The sequence below is a fragment of the Sphingopyxis sp. genome (assembly GCF_016704835.1).
Lineage (GTDB): Bacteria > Pseudomonadota > Alphaproteobacteria > Sphingomonadales > Sphingomonadaceae > Sphingopyxis.
In genome coordinates, this window is record NZ_JADIZJ010000001.1 from 1025347 (window position 1) to 1042190 (window position 16844).

Consider the following 16844-nt stretch of genomic DNA (forward strand, 5'->3'; position numbering starts at 1 on the left):
AAAACAGGGGCGCGGCGGCGCTCATGCTCCGCCTGTTACACGGCTGCTGTGCGAGGTAAAGCGGGGAGTAGCCACGCGCATGTGACGCGGCGCTTGCAACGCTGCGAATCAGCGTGTTTAGAGGGGACCCATGATCCTCGCCTGTCCGTCCTGCCGCACACGTTATGTCGTACCCGATACGGCAATCGGACCGACCGGGCGCACCGTGCGGTGCGCGAGCTGCCGCCACAGCTGGTTCCAGGAGCCTGCGGCGGTTGATCCGGCGGCGCCTGCGGCGCGCATCGAACCGGTCGCGGCGCCGACGACCCAACCCGCGCCATCGGCCGCTGAAAACCCTGCGCCGGTGGCCGAACGCGCCCCGCCGCCGCCCGAGGCCTTTGCTGCCGACCCGGCGCCGCGGCCGGCGCCGACGGTCGTTGACGAAGCGCCGCTGCCGTTCCGCCGCCCGCGCCGCAATCCGGCGAAGCGCTGGACGCTGATCGCCGCGAGCGCCGCGGCGCTGATGGTCGCCGGGACCGCGGGGCTCTATTATTTCGGCCTGCCCAGCTGGGCGCAGGGGCTCGGCCTGCCCGGGATGGCCGCCGAACCCGATCTGGTGATCGAACTGCCGCCCAATCAGGATCACCGCGAACTTGCCGACGGGACGATCTATTTCGCCGCATCGGGGGTGATCATCAACCCGACCGACCGCGAGCAGCGGGTGCCGCCGATCCTCGCCGAACTGCGCGATGCGCAGGGGACGATCGTTTACAGCTGGACGATCAAGCCGCCGGTGCGGATGCTGCCGCCCAACGAGAAGGTCAATTTCAGCGAAGCCAAGCTCGACATCCCGCGCCGTGCGACCCAGCTGACCGTCAGCTGGGCTTTGCCTAAAAGCTAAATCTTACAATATCATGGCATGACGCCGCGGCGTCACAGGCTCAGTGCGGCGACCAACGATAACAGGAAGCTGGTCATCGTCGCGACGATGATCGGCGCGAAGCTGCGCCAGCCCTGATCGAGCAGCAAATGCAGCCGCGCCTTCATCGCGGTCGCGACGATCGCGAGCAGCAGCAATGCCTGCGCGCCCGTCGCGGCGCTATCCTGGAGGGGCTTGGGGATAGCAATAAGCGAGTTGAGCGCGGCGATGCCGAGAAAACCGATGATGAACCAGGGGAGGCGAAGCGGGATCTTGCGCGTGCTCTCGCTTTCGCCGCGGCGACCGAGCCACAGCGCGACGAGCATCAGCATCGGCGCGAGCAGCGCGACGCGCGTCAGCTTGACGATCGTCGCCACCTCTCCTGCCTGCGGCGAGAAAGAAAAGCCGCCGCCGATCGCCTGCGCGACGTCATGGATCGACGCGCCGATCAGGAACCCCGCCTGCGCATCGGTCAGCTGCAGTTCGGCAGCGAGTACCGGATAAAGTGTCATGGCAAAGGCGCTGGCGACAGTGATGCCGACCAAAGTCAGCGTGAAACGCGCCTGATCGACGCGCTTGTCGCCGATCAGCGAATAGAGCGCGAGCGCAGCCGACGCACCGCAGATCGCGGTCGCGCCCCCGGCGAGTAGCGCGGCGTGACGATCCTGCGCAAACGCTCGCGCCGTCGCGACGGTGACAATGATCACGGTAAGCATGATCAGTACGAGTAGCGCGAAGGGCAGCGGCCCCAGTTCGGCTAATTGTTCGGCGGTGATCCGTGCGCCAACGAGGACGATCCCGATCCGTAGCGCTGTCTGCGACATCAGGTCGAGCCCGGCGTGGGTGCGCCGATCTTGCGACAGGAAACTCATCGCGAGGCCGATGAGCAGCCCCATCAGCACCAGCGGCGCGGCATAATGGTCGGCGAGCCAGGCGGCGGCGAGCGCCGCGATTGCAGAGACGAGCACCCCGGGCAGATAGTCGCGCCAGCGGCGCTTGGCGGGCGGATGCGCCTCAAGCTGCATCTCGCCATACAGGTCGGCGGCCATCGGCCAACTTCGTTCGGATGGTGCGTTCACGCAGCGTTCCCCATTCCCATGGCGCCGCTTCGCACATCGCCGCGTTGCGGTCGATAGACCATTGCTGCGCGGGCGCGCTCTTGCTAGAGGCCGCGCTCTATTGGCACCCGTAGCTCAGCTGGATAGAGCGCTGCCCTCCGAAGGCAGAGGCCAGGGGTTCGAATCCCTTCGGGTGCGCCATTTCTCGTTGAATTTCAACGATTTGATGGGATAGCGACGAGGGGCTTAGGAGCCCGGATTTCGTTGCGTAAGCACCTCGATGGCGTTGCGAAGCTGACATGCTCACCTTCGGCTCCCTGCCTTCCGAATCGAAGTAAGCAAAACGACGTTTTTCCAAAGCTTTAGAAATATCAAGGATGCTGTCGAAGACCGGCACCTGCCTTCATTGTAAATGCGTCCGCACGGGCCTACCGCCGCCATCCCTGCTCACAGATTGCTGTTAGTTTCTTATGCTCGGGTGGCGACAGCTTTTGCGCCCCATGTCGGCCGTTCAGACACTTTGTCGCTGTCACACGAAAGCGGACGCTCTACGCGGCGTGGGCTGCGCGCTTGTCTTTGCTTTACTGATAAGCAGGACACGATCTATGGCTGCGATCAGGTCAGTCTCGTACTCCACTCTTGTCATTTCCACTTAACATCCGATCGCAGAGTCGCGTTCGGGAGCATCGATCTCAGGACCCTTGCGAGATCATCGTCCAGATAGGCGGCCGTCTTTTCTCAAGCGTCTGACCAACTTTGCTTGCCCGAAAAGACCACGTCAGATTGTCGGCAGGAATTCGACAAGCCCCAGCCGCGATAATGTGAACTCTTGGCCGATCTTTCATCGCGTGCGCCAACAAAGTGGGATCTGCGAGAAAGAGGTGTTCGGGATCGCTCCTCTTGAGCGAGGCAGCTTGGGAAATAAGATCGTGAAAGATTTTTGCGATGCTGGCAGCTGGCTTGCCCGTTCGCCCGACCAGCGCTTCCAGAGTAACGCGCACATAGGTCACAAGCCATCGATCAGGATCAAGCTGTCCCGAACTTCGTCTCCACGTCGATTCCGATATCTTGTAGAAACTTCGTTGGTAGAATGCCGCCGGCGCAGACGATCACGGCATTATTCTGGATCGTGCGGTAACCTCCATGCGTCATCAGCGTGACTTGCGTTGCATCGATCTGGACGACCGTTGAGCTCAACAGAACATTCAGCCGCCCCGCTTCCGCAGCCGCGGCAACGCGGTCGCGGTTCTTGGCTCTGGCCCGACCGAAGACGTCAGCACGGTAGGAAAGCGTAACAGTGGTTCCGTGCACATCGGCGATTGAACTTGCTGCTTCCAACGCACTGTCACCACCACCGACGACAAGCACATGCTGCCCGCGATATTGCTCGGGGTCGATCAGCCGGTAAACGACTTTTGGTAAATCCTCGCCAGGAACCTGAAGCACTCGTGGCGTTCCACGGCGCCCGATCGCCAGCAATATTGTCCTGGCTTGGTATTTTCCGCGCGATGTCGTTATCGTGAAATTGCCTTGCTCGCCGTCGCCGGTCGCAATCCTGTATCATTCGCTCTTCACATGGGGGGCACTCAACAGCGCGGTTGCGCTTAACGCCATGTTGGTGTTGGCAGGAAGCGGACTGATCGGCCGTTTTCTATATTCGCGTGTCCACCGCGGATATTCGGGCCGAGATTCCCGGAACGGGACAGTCGTTTCGCCGAACCGATTAATTCTGTTGCCAAAACTTAACGCGCGGTTAATCGCTCCACGCCTGCCAAGTTGGTTATCGTTATTTTCCGGGATCTAATTTATGAAAATGGGTTTTACGCTGCTCGCCGCCGCCGCCGCCGCTGTATCGTCTCCGGCCCTCGCAGCGACCACCGTGCTGGACTTCAATGGTCATTCCAATACAATTTTCGGTGCGCCGATTGTGCAATCTGGATTTCAGCTCGGTAATATTGCCGGCGATGAGCAGCATTTCCATCTGATCGACAGCGCGCAATATGGGTTGCCCAGCAATGGTACCAGCGCCCTGTTGAATGACCGAAATACAAGCATCTTCCTCCGCGCGCTGGATGGTTCGGCGTTTTCGCTGTCGTCGGTGGACGTCGCCACCGCGTTGAACAATGGCCCTGCCTCGTCGCTGACGATTTCCGGCTTCTTCAATGGGCTGTTAACCGGTTCCTTCACCGTCGCAAATCTCGGCGGTTACCAGACCGTCTCGCCGAGCGGATTCTTGAATGTCGATCGAATCGTGTTTGATGGCGTCGGGGGTGGCGGCGGCTTCGAACTTGACAATATCTCGCTTGCCGCCGCCAGCGCGGTGCCGGAACCTGCAACCTGGGCCATGATGCTGCTCGGCTTCGGCTTGATCGGATCGTCGCTACGCACGCGTCGGCGCTCGGCGAAACTCGTCGTCGCCTAGCATTCAACCATTTGCTGCGGGATGCGGACACCCATCGAGGGACCGCATCCCAAAAGCATGCCTGTAAAGGCAGCTCGCTATGGCGTTGCCGCAGCATTGCTCAAGCGATTGCACCGGACCATCGGAAGCTGTGGCCGCCCACGGCGTGGGTCTGCCACAGTTTCTCCGACAGGCAAGCTTGGCGCGTCGCCCGTCATGACTTGCTCTCCCGCCATCGCGTGCCGCTGCCCGGTCCAGCTAAAGGCGGCCATCTCGAGCGGTTCAAAACTGACGGCGGCGACACGCCCGGTTTAAACCGCCATTATCGTTCAGGCGTCAGACCCCTTGTCGAAATTGGCCGGATCGATCTCAAGGATTGCCTTTCCCGGAAAGGGACATACCCATCGTGCCAAGCTGTTAATTGCGTTGCTAAAACTTAACAGGCAGCTAAGCGCTTTCCCCACGCTGACTCGGCTGTCGCGATTATTCGGGGACTTGATTTATGAAAATGGTTTTTACGCTGCTCGCGGCAACCGCCGCCGTTATCTCGGCCCCGTCTGCGACCGCAGCGACGATCGTCGCCAGTTCAACCGGACTGACCAACCCACAAACTACCATCAACTTCGATGAAGTCGCGTTGGCGTCCGGAACGTCGGTGACCAATCAGTTCGCCTCGTTCGGCCTGACGATCGACCCCAGCTTGAGCTACACGCCGCAAACTGGTTTTCCCAATATCACCGGGAACACGCTGGGCAATTTCAGTCCTTCAGTTTCAGGCCCGGTGACGCTGAAATTTGCCTCATCTTTGACCGCGGCAGGTTTCAACATGGTCTCGAACGGTTCCGCCTACAGCTTCCAGGCCCTGCTTGGCGGCGTTGTGATCGAGAGTTTTCAATCGGCAGTGGGATCGAGCTCGGCGAGCAATTTTTATGGATTCACCGGGAGCAATTTCGATGCCATCCGCATCAACAATCTGTCGAGTGATTCCTATCTGATCGACAACGTCCAGCTGGGTGTCACAAGCGCCGTACCCGAGCCCGCAACCTGGGCGATGATGCTGCTGGGACTGGGTTTCGTCGGCGGGAGCCTTCGCTCACGTCGTCGGCAACGGACCGCCGTTTCCTTCGGTTAATAGATTTCCAAGTTTGGAAACCGCCGCCGGTCAGACGCCGTGCGGCGGTTTTTCATGTTTGCGCCCGCGCTACGGAGCGCAGCGCCAGCGGTCTGGCGCGTGCCGATTTTCCCGCCAACGGCGGAATTTTCGCCATTCTTAACGGGTGGATCCTCCCGACTTACCAGCCCAAGTGACTGTGCCGAAACGGAACATGTGCGAAAACATGCCGCGAGGGGCGTGGACTCATCTCGAGAATTTTTCCAAATGTAATGAAATGTTATCGGGGGTGTTATGAAGAAACTTTGGATCGCTTGTTCGCTTGCCGCATTGGCGTCGGCTTCGCCCGCGCAGGCGGCAACCTTGATCGGGGACACGGTGACCTGTTCACAGGTCGGGGCGGGATCGAGCTATTCGTGCTTCACCAACACCGCGGTCGTGAGCGGGGGCGTGGAATTTGTCGTCGGCGCGGCGCCCAACCCGGCGATCGGGCTCAATTTCAACGGCGGCGGCCTGCGGATTTCCAACCTCTCGGGCGGACCGCTGGTTCTGGCGCTGACCGTCGTCTCGCTTTCGGATCTGTCCAAGGCCTTTAGCAGCGCAAATCTTCTCAATTCGTCGATCGTTGGCTTTAACCAGTCCGACGTGTCGATCACGGGCGGCGTTCTGCAGCTCAACTTTGCCGGCACGATATGGGGCCGAAATTCCACCGCCAATATCGCGCTTGATACGGCGGCCGCCGTGCCTGAGCCGGGAACCTGGGCGATGATGCTGCTCGGGCTCGGTGCCATGGGCGCAGCGCTGCGCGCGCGCCGCAGGAAGAAGCCGGGCCTCCACTACGCCTGATCGCGGTCCCCCGGTTCACCGCCCCTGGAGAAAGCTCGGATCTTGCGATCCGAGCTTTGCCCTTCGGCCAAAGCTGCGCTGAGTGATTTTGCATTAACAAGATTGCCGCTTGTCTAGCTGGTTGCGAATGACCGACCTCGCAGCGTGAGCGAGCAATGGCTGCGATCGATCTTCATTTCACAGGCAAGGATGCCGGGTCGAGGATTAATTCGGCAACCGCGACATTGGCCGGGCAAAGCCGCGAATGTAAAGCGCAGCTGATTACTGGCGACATCGGGGGTCAGCGGCCAACAAAGCTGTGCCTCTGCAACATCGCCAGCGGGCGCAACTATATAGCCAAGGCGCCATTTTCGCCACCTCCAAACACTGGTCCGCCATTTCCCCGTCACCTCACCCGCTCAGAAGGGCGGCGCTGCTGTGAAAATGGCTCGCCGTTCGCACGCATAGGCCAGCACCGCTTGCGATCTGGTGCGCCTTGCGTCCGATCAAGGCTGCAGGTTTTAGTCCGCCCTGCTTTTTTGAAATACCTCCCCTTTCCACGCCGCCGATTCGCCGCCACGGTGCTGTTTGGGTTCCTTAAAGGGTACGACCGCGCACCGCTACCGGCGTCGCAGGCTGCCCGCCGGTGGCCATACGCTGCGCGTCCGCTAGGTTGGCAATGCTAGTCTTTACACCGCTGCCCGCACAGGCCGGAGGATCAGTCTTGCGCTTGCAAATGCGGGCTTGCGACCGGAAAGGTCCTGCCGCAGCCGGCTCGGCCCATCTTGGCCCCGCAGCCGATTCGGACGGCCGCAGCTCACGAAAGTCGACGCGGGAAAGGCAATGCTGCCGCAGCGGGCTTTGCCGAAATCACCCCATATTAATTCGGGTTGCGGAGACGGGAAGATATGGCCGAGATGGTGTTGAGGCGGCGTGGGGATGCGGCATGATGACGAAGCACAATGTCCTGATCGTTGACGATCACCGGATCACCCAGAGCGGACTGCTCTACCTGTTCGCCTCGCTCGATCGGTACAATGTCGTCGGCACCCTCGATCGCGGCGCGACCGTCAATGCGTATGTCCAGTCGCAGCCCGTCGATCTGGTCATCCTCGACCTCAACCTGCCCGATGTGCGCGGGGTCAATGTGCTCGCCGAGATCGTCGGCTCGCGCGATATGACCGTGATCGTCCTGACCGGTGAAACCAATATTGCCGAAGTCCACTCGGCCTTGAAGCTCGGCGCACGGGCGATCGTGGCCAAGGCCGACCCACCCGATCATATTGTGGCCGCGTGCGATGCCGCGCTGGCGGGCGAAGTCTATCTCTCGCCGCATATCAGCGAGGCGCTCGGCAAGTATCAGCAGCCGCCTGTCGCGCTCACCTCGCGGCAGATGGCGATTCTGCATTATCTGGCCCAGGGCGAAACCAACAAGGAAATCGCCTATCGGCTCGCGATCGCGCCGCCGACGGTGTCTTTTCATATCGCCGAATTGCGCCGCAAGCTCGACGTGGCGCACAATCGCAAGATCGTTGAACGGGCGAATGAGCTAAACCTGCTCTGATGGCGCAGCCAACAGGGGTGCTGCAGCAGTTCGCGGCACGCGGGCTTGATAATCACCATCGCGACAAGGCTGCTGAGACGGCCGCGCGTCACCGTTGTGTCATCATAGGTCAACGCAATGATCCGGTTGCCTGCGGCACCCTCGGCACGCAGCCCGGTTTCGAACGCCGCACGCTGATCGAAATCGAGGATCAGCCAGTTGTCCAGTGCTGCCTCCAGTTCCTCGGTCCCGATTGGCACCACAGACTGCGCCGCGACGGGCAAGACGATACGGATCTCGGAGCCCGCCGGGTTTGAAGAGAGGATTTCGAGCGTTCCGCGCAGCGATTCGACAATGCGTTTGGCCGAGCCAAACCCCGACCCGGTGCCCGAGCGCTTGTCGTCGGCGCGGATCCGCGTGGCGGTGCCGTCATTCAGCGCGGCGACGACCTCGGGCGGCATGCCCCTGCCGCTGTCAAAGATCGTGATGATTGCGCCAGGGCCGCCCAGCCTGACGCGAATGGTAGCACCGCCGGTGTCGGTATATTTACAGCTGTTGCTGAGCAGATTGGCCAATGCGCGCATGAGGAGCGGCTTATCGGAGATGAGCGTGACTGGCCCATCGATATCGACCTCTAGCGCAAGTTTTTTGTTCGCGAACAGCGTCTTGAACATCATCAACAATGGCTCGAGAAGCGCGTGCGCCTGGAAGCTGCTGAGCGCCACAAAATCGGCATCGCTCGCCGCGATATTGGCGCCCGAGATCGTCGTGGAAATAATCTCGCTGAGATAGTCAGCGGAGCTTTGCAGCATTTCAACCAAGGCCTCGTCGGCGTCCTCGCGATCGTTGCGTTTCAGCACCGCGACCGCGCTGTTCAGCGCCAGAATAACCTGTCGGCTGTCATGGCCCGAGGCATGGAGCAGGGCATTCTGACTGTGGACGGTTTCGAGCGCGAACGCCTTTTCCTCGGCGAGGCGCTTGGCGCTCTCGCTCGTTGCCAGCTGCTCGGCGAGCGAGCGCGCATAATTCGCGTCTGCGGCCAGTTTGTCATGCTGGATCTTCTTCAGGTTCAGGCCGAGCGCGAGCGTGACCATCACTGATTCGAACAAACCCACGGGTCCCGCCAGGTGCCAGTTGACCGGTAGCCAGCTGAAGATCCCCATTGAGGCGATCGCGGCGTAGATGATGAAGAGCGCGAGGCTGGCCCAGCCGACGAACAGCGGCCAGAGCTGAAACCCGAGCTGCTTCATCGCGGCATAGCCGACAAAGGGCAGGAACAGCGCGACGATCACCGCGACGATCCAGCTTGCGAGATGCAGGAAGAAGCGAAATTCGGGCGGGTAGAGCGAGAGGCCCGGTTGCAGCGCCATAATGACGAGGGCCGACGCGATGAGGATGCGCAAGGCGAGGTCGCGCCGCGGAAAAAGGGTTGCTGTGCTCACAAAGCTTCGGCCGAACTGCGCCATCGCGGCGGCGAAGCCGCATTTGATAAAATCCTCGACCGCGACCCCGGTGAGGGGCTTGTCGTAAAGAAAGAAGATCGTGATATAGCCTTCGGAGTGGATCGTGTTCAGCGCAAAGAAGAGCTCGGCGACCGCCAGCCACAGAAACTCCTTGAAGCCGGTGATCGAAAAGAAAAGAAAATTGAGCAGCAGCAGCGTCAGCGCGCCGACGACCACCGCCGAGACCATTGATATGTTCGCGCGCCGCTCCTTGAAGAAGGTGCCGTAGGTCGCGATCTTGAGCGGCATATAGGTCGAATTTTCCGACAAGAACTCGATCAGGATCAGTTTTTCCTGCCAGGGGTCGAGCACAAGCTCGGCGCTGAACGCCTGGTAGGTGCCGAGATTCTGGCGAGCTTGCTGCGAATCGGTACCATCGACCAAAAGTTCGAACCGCCCCTTTTCTGCCTCGAACAGGCGAAAATGCTTGAGCGAGCCGCGGCCGGTGGTGAAAATCCAGCTTCCCTGCTCGGCATGGCTGTTGCGCACGCGCAGCAACACGAGGGTCTTGATGCCCGGCGGCCCGAAATGGATCGTCGATCCTTCGATGCGTTGCAGCGGCCCGCGCAGGATCTGTTCGAGCTGCGGCGCGTCGGTGCCGCGCGATTGCCGAGTGAAGCGGACAAAGGGTGCCAACGCCGCGCCGTCTTTTCCGGCTTGCAGTTCTAAAAGGGGAAGCTCGTCGGCGGCGACCTGCGGTCCGAACGCTGTCATCAGCGCGATAGTCAGTAACGCTAGCAATAATCTCATCAGCAACCCTCGTCCTCCGATGAGGGACTTGCACATGCTGGCGCATGGCCGGCGGGGGCTACATCTGCCCCCCGGTTCGCCGTCTATCCGCCCCCCGGCGATCGATTCGATCTAACGGGCCAGCGCCACCGCGCAAGGGCTCCGCCAACGATCCGTCGCAAATTTGCCCTAAAAAACATTGGGTAGACGGCCATGCGCGCCAGCACCTAGGCAGCGGCCACAAAGCCGAACGTGTCAGTTACCCATTCGGCGGGGGGTCGCAAATTTTCGGAGCAAGCGAGAACGCTGGGGTGCCTTGATGCACTTCGGCGAACGGTCTCGCTGTACCTGCAACGCCTTGGGGAGTGCCTTCCATGTCACGTATGTCGAAATCTCGTTTATTGGCCACCAGCGCCATCGTCGGCCTGTCAATCGCCAATCCGGCATCGCCTGCAAATGCACAGCAGGCGTTCGGCATTCACAACGACACCCCGGCGCTACTCGAGATCGAGGTCGCTGCGGGCGAAACGGTCGAAGGCGACGATATCGGCATTTATGCCGACAATGGTCCGGTAACGATCGACAACGCCGGGAGCATTCGCGGCAACGGCCCAAGTTACGGCAGCATCGACGATCGCCCGAGCGGCGGGGTGGTCATCGCGCAGCCCGGCTCGACGGTCACGAACAGTGGTCAGCTCACCGGCGCCGCCAACGGCATTGCGACCTCCTATTTCTTCAGCGAAGACGAAGAAGGCGAAAACCTGCCCCCCGAGGCGCTGGCCGCGAATACGACGGTCACGAATTCGGGGCTGATCCGCGGCGAAGCGGGCAGCGGAGTCGCTCTGATCGGGGGCGGCGATGTCGACAACAGCGGCCTGATCCAGGGCTTCAACGGCAATATCGGCAACGGCGCGCAAGGCATCGGCGTCATCATCGCCGAGTTCCCCGAAGCGGTTGCGCAAGGCGTCGCCGGCATTGGATCGCTGACCAACCGCGCTGCCGGGGTGGTCGAGGGACAGCTGTTCGGCGCGCTGCTGTCGGGCGGCGGTACCATCGACAATGAAGGGACGATCCGCAGCACCGGAAACTTCAATCCGGCGACGCCAAATGTGTCGCCGTTCGGTGTCATCCTGACCGCGACGGCCAATCAGCCCGGCCGCGCCGCGACGGTCAATAACAGCGGCACGATTTCGGGCCTTCTGTTCGGCATGCTTGCCAACCAGCAGCTCGCAACGGCGACGATCAACAATAGCGGCATCATCACCGGGCAGCAGACGGCGATCATCGGCCTCAATAGCGGCGATCTGGTGATCAACAATGAAGTGGGGGGCCAGATCACCGCCAATGGCCCCGCCATTACATCAAACGCCGGCACACTCAGTGTCGACAATCAGGGCCTGATCCGCAGCAATGGCCAGGCCGCGATCAACATCACCACCGCCGATGCGGTGATCGTCAACAACGGTGTAATCCAGGGCGGCGCTTTTGGGATCACCACCAACTCGTTCCAGGTCAGCCCCGGGGTTTTCGAGGACCGGTCGGTCAATACCACGGTCACCAACAGCGGCTCGATTACGGGCGTCAACAACGACGGCATCCGGCTGCAAGGCGGCGGCACCGTCGTCAACAGCGGTTTGATTCAAGGGGTCAATCCCAACCCGGCAGGCACCGACGGGGTGTCAATTTTTGCGGCCTCGACACAAAGCCTCGAGGGGTTTGTCGCGCAGGTCGAGAACCTCGAAGGCGGACAGATCATCGGCAACCGCTTCGGCGTTGTCTTGTCGACGGGCGGCGATGTCGACAATGGTGGGACGATCAGCGGGAATAACGGCGGCGTCGTAATTCAGAACGGCACTGGCGCTGCCAATATCGACGGCGTGCTGACCAACCGTGGTTTGATTGTCGGTAACGCCAGCATGGGCGTTGCGTTTAACGGCCTCGCGGCCGCGACGCTCGCCAACAGCGGAACGATTGCCGGTAATGGCGGCGATGGGGTATTTTCGTCGGCGGCGGGCGATGCGGTGACGACGATCACCAATGGCGCCGACGGCACGATCACCGGCTCGCAATCGGGCGTGCATGTCGATCTGGGCGGCCTCGCACTCGACAATGTCGGGACAATCCGGGGGAACGGCGGCAACCCTGGCACCAACGCAGCGCCGGACGCAGGCGTCACCATCTCGGGGGCGGGCAATTCGATCACCAACAGCGGCACGATCTCCGGGCTCCGCTTCGGGATCACCACCGCCAATGTCTTCAACGCCGCAACCGGCCAGCTCGAAGGCCTCGCCGTCGACACGTCGGTCGTGAACTCGGGCACCATAATCGGCGAGAATGACGATGGCGTGCGCCTGATCGGCGGCGGCAGCGTCGAGAACAGCGGCGAGATCCGCGGACTGGCGGGCGATTTCACCGATGGCATCTCGATGTTTGCCTACACCGCGCAAGCGAAGGAGGATTATGGCGCGTCGGTCAGCAACGCCGACGGCGGGGAAATCAGCGGGACGCGTTTCGGCATTATCCTCTCGGGCGGCGGCGACCTCGACAACGCGGGCGAGATTGCGGGCGTTGTCGGCGGCGTCTTCATCCAGGGGACCGCGATCAACACCGATCCCGGCGAAGACCGCAGCGGCCTGACCGCGAGCGTCGTCAATACCGGCACGATCACCGGCACCGGACCGCAGCAGTCGCTCGGTAGCAGCGGCAATGGCTATGGTCTCGGCTTTGGCAGCGACATGTCAGCCGCCACGCTCGACAACAGCGGGACGATTGCCAGCGAGCAGTCGGTGGGCGTTCTGCATGGGTCTTTGGCCGACCTGTCCATCACCAACCGCGAGGGCGGCGTGATCACCGGGGCCACCTCGGGCATCTATGGTTCGGCTGGCGGCACACTGGCCATCAACAATGCCGGGACAATCCGCGGCGAAGGGACCTATGACGGCTTCGATGCGGTTCCCGATGCGGGGGTCACGATTGGCACTGCCAGTTCGAGCGTAACCAACAGCGGTACGATCAGCGGCGCCGGGGCGGGCATCACGACGGCCTATCTTTTCGACAATGCAACGAACCAGCTCGTCTTCCTCGCAGACGCGACCGCGGTCACCAACAGCGGCACGATCGCAGGCGAAAGCAACGACGGGGTCCGGCTGATCGGCGGCGGCAGCGTCACCAACAGCGGCGAGATTTCGGGCCGCGGCGCGTTCGGTGCCGATGGCATATCGATGTTCCGTGCCGATGGGCAGGCGGCTGAAGACTATGCCGCGACCGTTGCCAATGCCGGCGGCGCCCCCATCGCCGGGGACCGGTTCGGCGTCATCCTGTCAGGGGGCGGCGCGGTAGAAAATGCGGGTTCGATCGCGGGCGATCTCGGCGGCGTCGTCATCCAGAGCCAGTTCAACGGTGAAGACGCGGGCCTGACCGGCACGCTGGTCAACGAGGGCACCATCGCCAGCGCCAATGGCGCGGCGGCGCAGTTAAGTGCGGGACTGGAAACCGTGGTTGTCGATAACAGCGGTTCGATCAGCGGTGCGACCGTCGGCGTTGCGCATGGCACGGACGGCGCGATGACGCTGATCAACAGCGGCAGCATCAGCGGCGGTCAGACCGGGGTGATGAGCGAAGCGAGCGGCGCCGTAACACTGGTAAACAGCGGCAGTATCGTCGGGACGGCGGGCGCGGCCTTCACGGCACTTACCCAGACCAGCCTCGACAATGCCGGAACTCTCTCGGGCGGCGCGGGCGTTGCTGTAACGCTCAGCAGCTTTGACGACAGCGTCATCTTGCGCACCGGCAGTGCGATCACCGGCTCGGTCGATGCGGGCGAGGGCGAAGATGCGCTGACACTCGATGGCGATATCCTCGAACTGACCGAGGCGCAGCAGCTCACTGCCGCAGACGGGTTCGAAATGCTCGACGTCGCTGCGGGATACTGGTCGACGTCGGGGATCGTCGGCAGCTTCGACAGCGTCACGATCGCGGAAGGCAGCGCGCTGCAGGTCAACGAGGTCAACCCGGGTGAAACGGGTGGGACCTCGCCGATCGAAACATCGGTGGTGCGGACCAATGGCCTGCTCGTGCTGAACTTCGGCACGGATGAAACCGTGTCCGACCTCGACGAACTGATGATCGAGGGGGTCGGACAGCTGCAGCTGATTGGCGACGCGGTGTTTACCGTCGATACCGCCAATGTGGCGCACAGCGGCGGGACAATCATCTCGAATGGCGGTCTGAAACTCACCGGTCTGCTCCAGGGCGACGTACGGACCGAGGGCAACGGCTTCTTCGAGCTCGGCGCCGGGGGTGCCGAGGGAAGCTTCGCGGGCAGCATCGTCAATGATGGCCGGTTTATCTTCAACCGGTCCGACAACTATGAATTCCTCGGCGGCTTCTCGGGCCGCGGTATTCTCGACAAGCTAGGTGACGGGACGCTCACCTTCATGGGCGATTATGCCTTCGAGGGGGTCACGAACATCCTTGGCGGCGCGGTGCGGATTGGCGGGACGATCGACCCCACCACCGAATTCGATCTCGGCGAAGGCGGGACGCTCGACATCAGCGGCAAGAACCAGACCATTGCGGGCCTTGAGGGAGACGAAGGAGCGGCGGTCGTCATCGGCGGCAGCGAGCTCACCGTCAACCAGGCCGGGAACACCGCTTTCGGCGGCGACATCACGGGTGACGGCAGCCTGGTCAAGGAAGGCGATGGGACGCTCAACCTGACCGGCAACAGCAGCTATACCGGCCCGACGTCGGTCAATGGCGGCACGCTGGCGGTCAACGGCTCGATCGCCTCGCCGGTCACCGTCAACGCCGGCGGCACGCTGGGCGGCAACGGCAGTGTCGGATCGACGATCGTCGCGGGCGGGGGCACGATCGCGCCGGGCAATTCGATCGGTCAGCTCACCGTGAACGGCGATCTCGCCTTCGCAGCAGCCGCGATCTATGAGGTCGAAGTCAATGCCGCGGGCGCCGCTGACCGCATCGACGCCACCGGCGCGGTGACGATTGCCAACTCGGCAAGCGTCGCAGTGCTGGCCGAAAATGGCAATTATAACCCGCGCACTGATTATGTGATCCTGACGGGTGCAGCGGGGGTCAGCGGATCTTTCGGTTCGGTGACGAGCGACCTTGCCTTCCTCAACCCGTTGCTCCGCTACGGCCCGAATGCGGTCACCTTGTCGCTGTACCGCAACGACATTGATTTTGCCGATATCGCGGTTGGCTTCAACCAGGTCGGGGTAGCGGGCGCGGTCCAGGCGCTTGGCATCGACAATCCGCTGTTCGAAGCGGTGCTGCTCCAGAATGCGGCAACGGCGCAGGCAAGCTTCAACGATTTGTCGGGCGAAATTCTAGCCAGTTCCATCAGCGGGCTGACCGACGATAGCCGTCATCTGCGCAATGCCTTGATCGGCATGCAGGCACCCCAAGACGGCGGCACCTTTGTCTGGGGTTCGGCCTTTGGCGGCTGGGGCGATTTTGACGCCAAGCGCAGCAATGCGGCGATGAACACCGATCACAAGGGTCTGGTGGCCGGCGTCGGTGTCGGCGGCAACGGCTTTGCGGCCGCCCTGTCGGCCGGGATCGGCAGTTCGGACTTCCAGTTTGACGGTCGCAGCGACCGCGCCCAAATTGACAGCAAATATCTCGCGGCGCATGCGACCTATGGGGCTGAAGGCGGTCTGCGCGGCAGTGTCGGAGTTAGCTACGCCTGGCATGACATTGACACCTCGCGTGCGATCAGCGCGGCGCCGCTGGCGCAGACGCTGAACTCCAAGCGCGATGCCGAAACGCTGCAGATCTTCGGCGAGCTTGGCTATGCGATCGTAACGGGCAGCACCGCCATCACACCGTTTGCCCGCCTGGCGCATGTCGATACCAGCAGCGAGGCTTTTACTGAAACGGGCGGCACGGCCGCGCTGGTGGTCGGCAAGGCCAATCAGAAGGTCACCTTCCTCAGCGTCGGCGGGCGGGTCCAGCTCAACCCCGGCGCGCCTGGTTTCCAGCCCTATGCGTCTGTGGCTTGGAACCGGGCGTTTGATAACCGCAGCGCGGTGGTCGCCTCGCGCTTTCTGAGCGGTGGGCCTGGCTTCGGCGTCGCGGGCACCGCGCTTCCTAAAAATTCCGCCGAGGTCGAAGCGGGGTTCGAATTCACTACGGGGCCGGTCCGATTGGGCGCCGCTTACAGCGGCACCTTGGCGTCGGATCGCAGCGCCCATGGTGCACGAGTGACTGCGCGCATCGCTTTTTGATCACGCGACCCGATCGAAAGCGACATACGCAGCCGGGCCGGGGCGACACTGTTCGCCCCGGCCCCTTTTTGTGGTTGGCCACCATGGCGGCGACGAGGCCTTCGACCTGGATTCTTGCGGCGAAGCCGAGCAGGCAGAGGCCATGCTCGGAGCCCCGCTCAAGTTTGGCGGATCGGCGGCAATCGGCGCGGTCGAGAAATGCGCGGCCGCGCGCAGGACCGCCGATCGATCCAGAATATCCCGCGGTAGGCGGGCGGCCGCGAAAACCGCTCGCCTACCGCGCTTGCAAAACGATCGCGGCCATCGCCGGCACCAGCGAGGCTCTGCCCGCGGAGCTTCGCGCCTGCGCGCTGTAGAAAAATGCACCCGCGACCGCGCAGCCGTTCTCGCCCTCTCGCGATACTCAGTCCTGAAAAATGGACCGTGTTCCTGGCCTGACAATTTGGGCCGGGCAGCATCCCAGTTGGTCAGCCTCACGCAGTCATGGCTTTCGGCGCCCCAGCTCCTGTTTCTTTCCTCGCATCATGCG

At 62.3% G+C, this 16844-nt stretch carries 10 protein-coding genes and 1 tRNA gene; 7 read left to right on the forward strand and 4 right to left on the reverse strand.

What is annotated here, in order from left to right; all coding sequences use genetic code 11:
• Positions 1-130: 130 nt before the first annotated feature.
• A complete protein-coding gene (locus tag IPF76_RS05125; protein WP_293840476.1) occupies positions 131-880 on the forward strand; it encodes a zinc-ribbon domain-containing protein in 750 nt (249 codons plus the stop codon).
• 32 nt (positions 881-912) lie between these two features.
• Here the strand turns inward: IPF76_RS05125 and IPF76_RS05130 are convergent, their stop codons facing one another.
• Positions 913-1947, reverse strand: a complete 1035-nt coding sequence (locus IPF76_RS05130) for a putative sulfate exporter family transporter (RefSeq protein ID WP_293840478.1) — start codon at positions 1945-1947, stop codon at positions 913-915.
• Positions 1948-2080: 133 nt separating this feature from the next.
• On the opposite strand from IPF76_RS05130, the gene IPF76_RS05135 reads away from it, so the two are divergent.
• Positions 2081-2157, forward strand: a tRNA-Arg gene (locus IPF76_RS05135).
• 491 nt (positions 2158-2648) lie between these two features.
• Here the strand turns inward: IPF76_RS05135 and IPF76_RS05140 are convergent.
• On the reverse strand, positions 2649-2966 hold the full coding sequence (locus IPF76_RS05140; protein ID WP_293840481.1) for a hypothetical protein: 318 nt from the start codon (positions 2964-2966) through the stop codon (positions 2649-2651).
• Positions 2967-2982: 16 nt separating this feature from the next.
• Positions 2983-3510: an NAD(P)-binding domain-containing protein gene (locus IPF76_RS05145; protein ID WP_293841935.1), complete on the reverse strand. Its 528-nt coding sequence runs from the start codon at positions 3508-3510 to the stop codon at positions 2983-2985.
• A gap of 253 nt (positions 3511-3763) precedes the next feature.
• Here IPF76_RS05145 and IPF76_RS05150 point away from each other — a divergent pair, with 253 nt between their 5' ends.
• The 4 genes from IPF76_RS05150 to IPF76_RS05165 all read left to right on the forward strand — a co-directional run bounded on the left by IPF76_RS05150 (position 3764) and on the right by IPF76_RS05165 (position 7857).
• The gene (locus IPF76_RS05150; RefSeq protein ID WP_293840484.1) at positions 3764-4378 is read left to right on the forward strand and encodes a PEPxxWA-CTERM sorting domain-containing protein; all 615 of its coding nucleotides are present in this window, start codon (positions 3764-3766) and stop codon (positions 4376-4378) included.
• 487 nt (positions 4379-4865) lie between these two features.
• Positions 4866-5489, forward strand: a complete 624-nt coding sequence (locus tag IPF76_RS05155) for a PEPxxWA-CTERM sorting domain-containing protein (protein WP_293840487.1) — start codon at positions 4866-4868, stop codon at positions 5487-5489.
• Between the two features lie 273 nt (positions 5490-5762).
• Positions 5763-6314 carry a PEPxxWA-CTERM sorting domain-containing protein gene (locus IPF76_RS05160; protein WP_293840491.1) on the forward strand — a complete coding sequence of 184 codons (552 nt, stop codon included), beginning with the start codon at positions 5763-5765 and terminating at the stop codon, positions 6312-6314.
• 925 nt (positions 6315-7239) lie between these two features.
• Positions 7240-7857, forward strand: coding sequence for a response regulator transcription factor (locus IPF76_RS05165; protein ID WP_293840494.1), 618 nt, complete (start codon positions 7240-7242; stop codon positions 7855-7857).
• On the opposite strand, the gene IPF76_RS05170 is transcribed toward IPF76_RS05165, so the two are convergent.
• A complete protein-coding gene (locus IPF76_RS05170; RefSeq protein WP_293840496.1) occupies positions 7773-10088 on the reverse strand; it encodes a sensor histidine kinase in 2316 nt (771 codons plus the stop codon). The genes IPF76_RS05165 and IPF76_RS05170 overlap by 85 nt on opposite strands.
• Positions 10089-10468: 380 nt before the next feature.
• Here IPF76_RS05170 and IPF76_RS05175 point away from each other — a divergent pair, with 380 nt between their 5' ends.
• Positions 10469-16315, forward strand: coding sequence for an autotransporter domain-containing protein (locus IPF76_RS05175; protein WP_293840499.1), 5847 nt, complete (start codon positions 10469-10471; stop codon positions 16313-16315).
• Positions 16316-16844: the final 529 nt, after the last annotated feature.

What these genes read in the sequence shown, in the direction of transcription:
- IPF76_RS05165 (WP_293840494.1), top strand. Translation starts at nt 7,240, where the DNA reads ATGATGACGAAGCACAATGTCCTGATCGTTGACGATCACCGGATCACC.
- IPF76_RS05130 (WP_293840478.1), bottom strand. Translation starts at nt 1,947, where the DNA reads ATGGCCGCCGACCTGTATGGCGAGATGCAGCTTGAGGCGCATCCGCCC.
- IPF76_RS05125 (WP_293840476.1), top strand. Translation starts at nt 131, where the DNA reads ATGATCCTCGCCTGTCCGTCCTGCCGCACACGTTATGTCGTACCCGAT.
- IPF76_RS05150 (WP_293840484.1), top strand. Translation starts at nt 3,764, where the DNA reads ATGAAAATGGGTTTTACGCTGCTCGCCGCCGCCGCCGCCGCTGTATCG.
- IPF76_RS05170 (WP_293840496.1), bottom strand. Translation starts at nt 10,088, where the DNA reads ATGAGATTATTGCTAGCGTTACTGACTATCGCGCTGATGACAGCGTTC.
- IPF76_RS05160 (WP_293840491.1), top strand. Translation starts at nt 5,763, where the DNA reads ATGAAGAAACTTTGGATCGCTTGTTCGCTTGCCGCATTGGCGTCGGCT.
- IPF76_RS05155 (WP_293840487.1), top strand. Translation starts at nt 4,866, where the DNA reads ATGGTTTTTACGCTGCTCGCGGCAACCGCCGCCGTTATCTCGGCCCCG.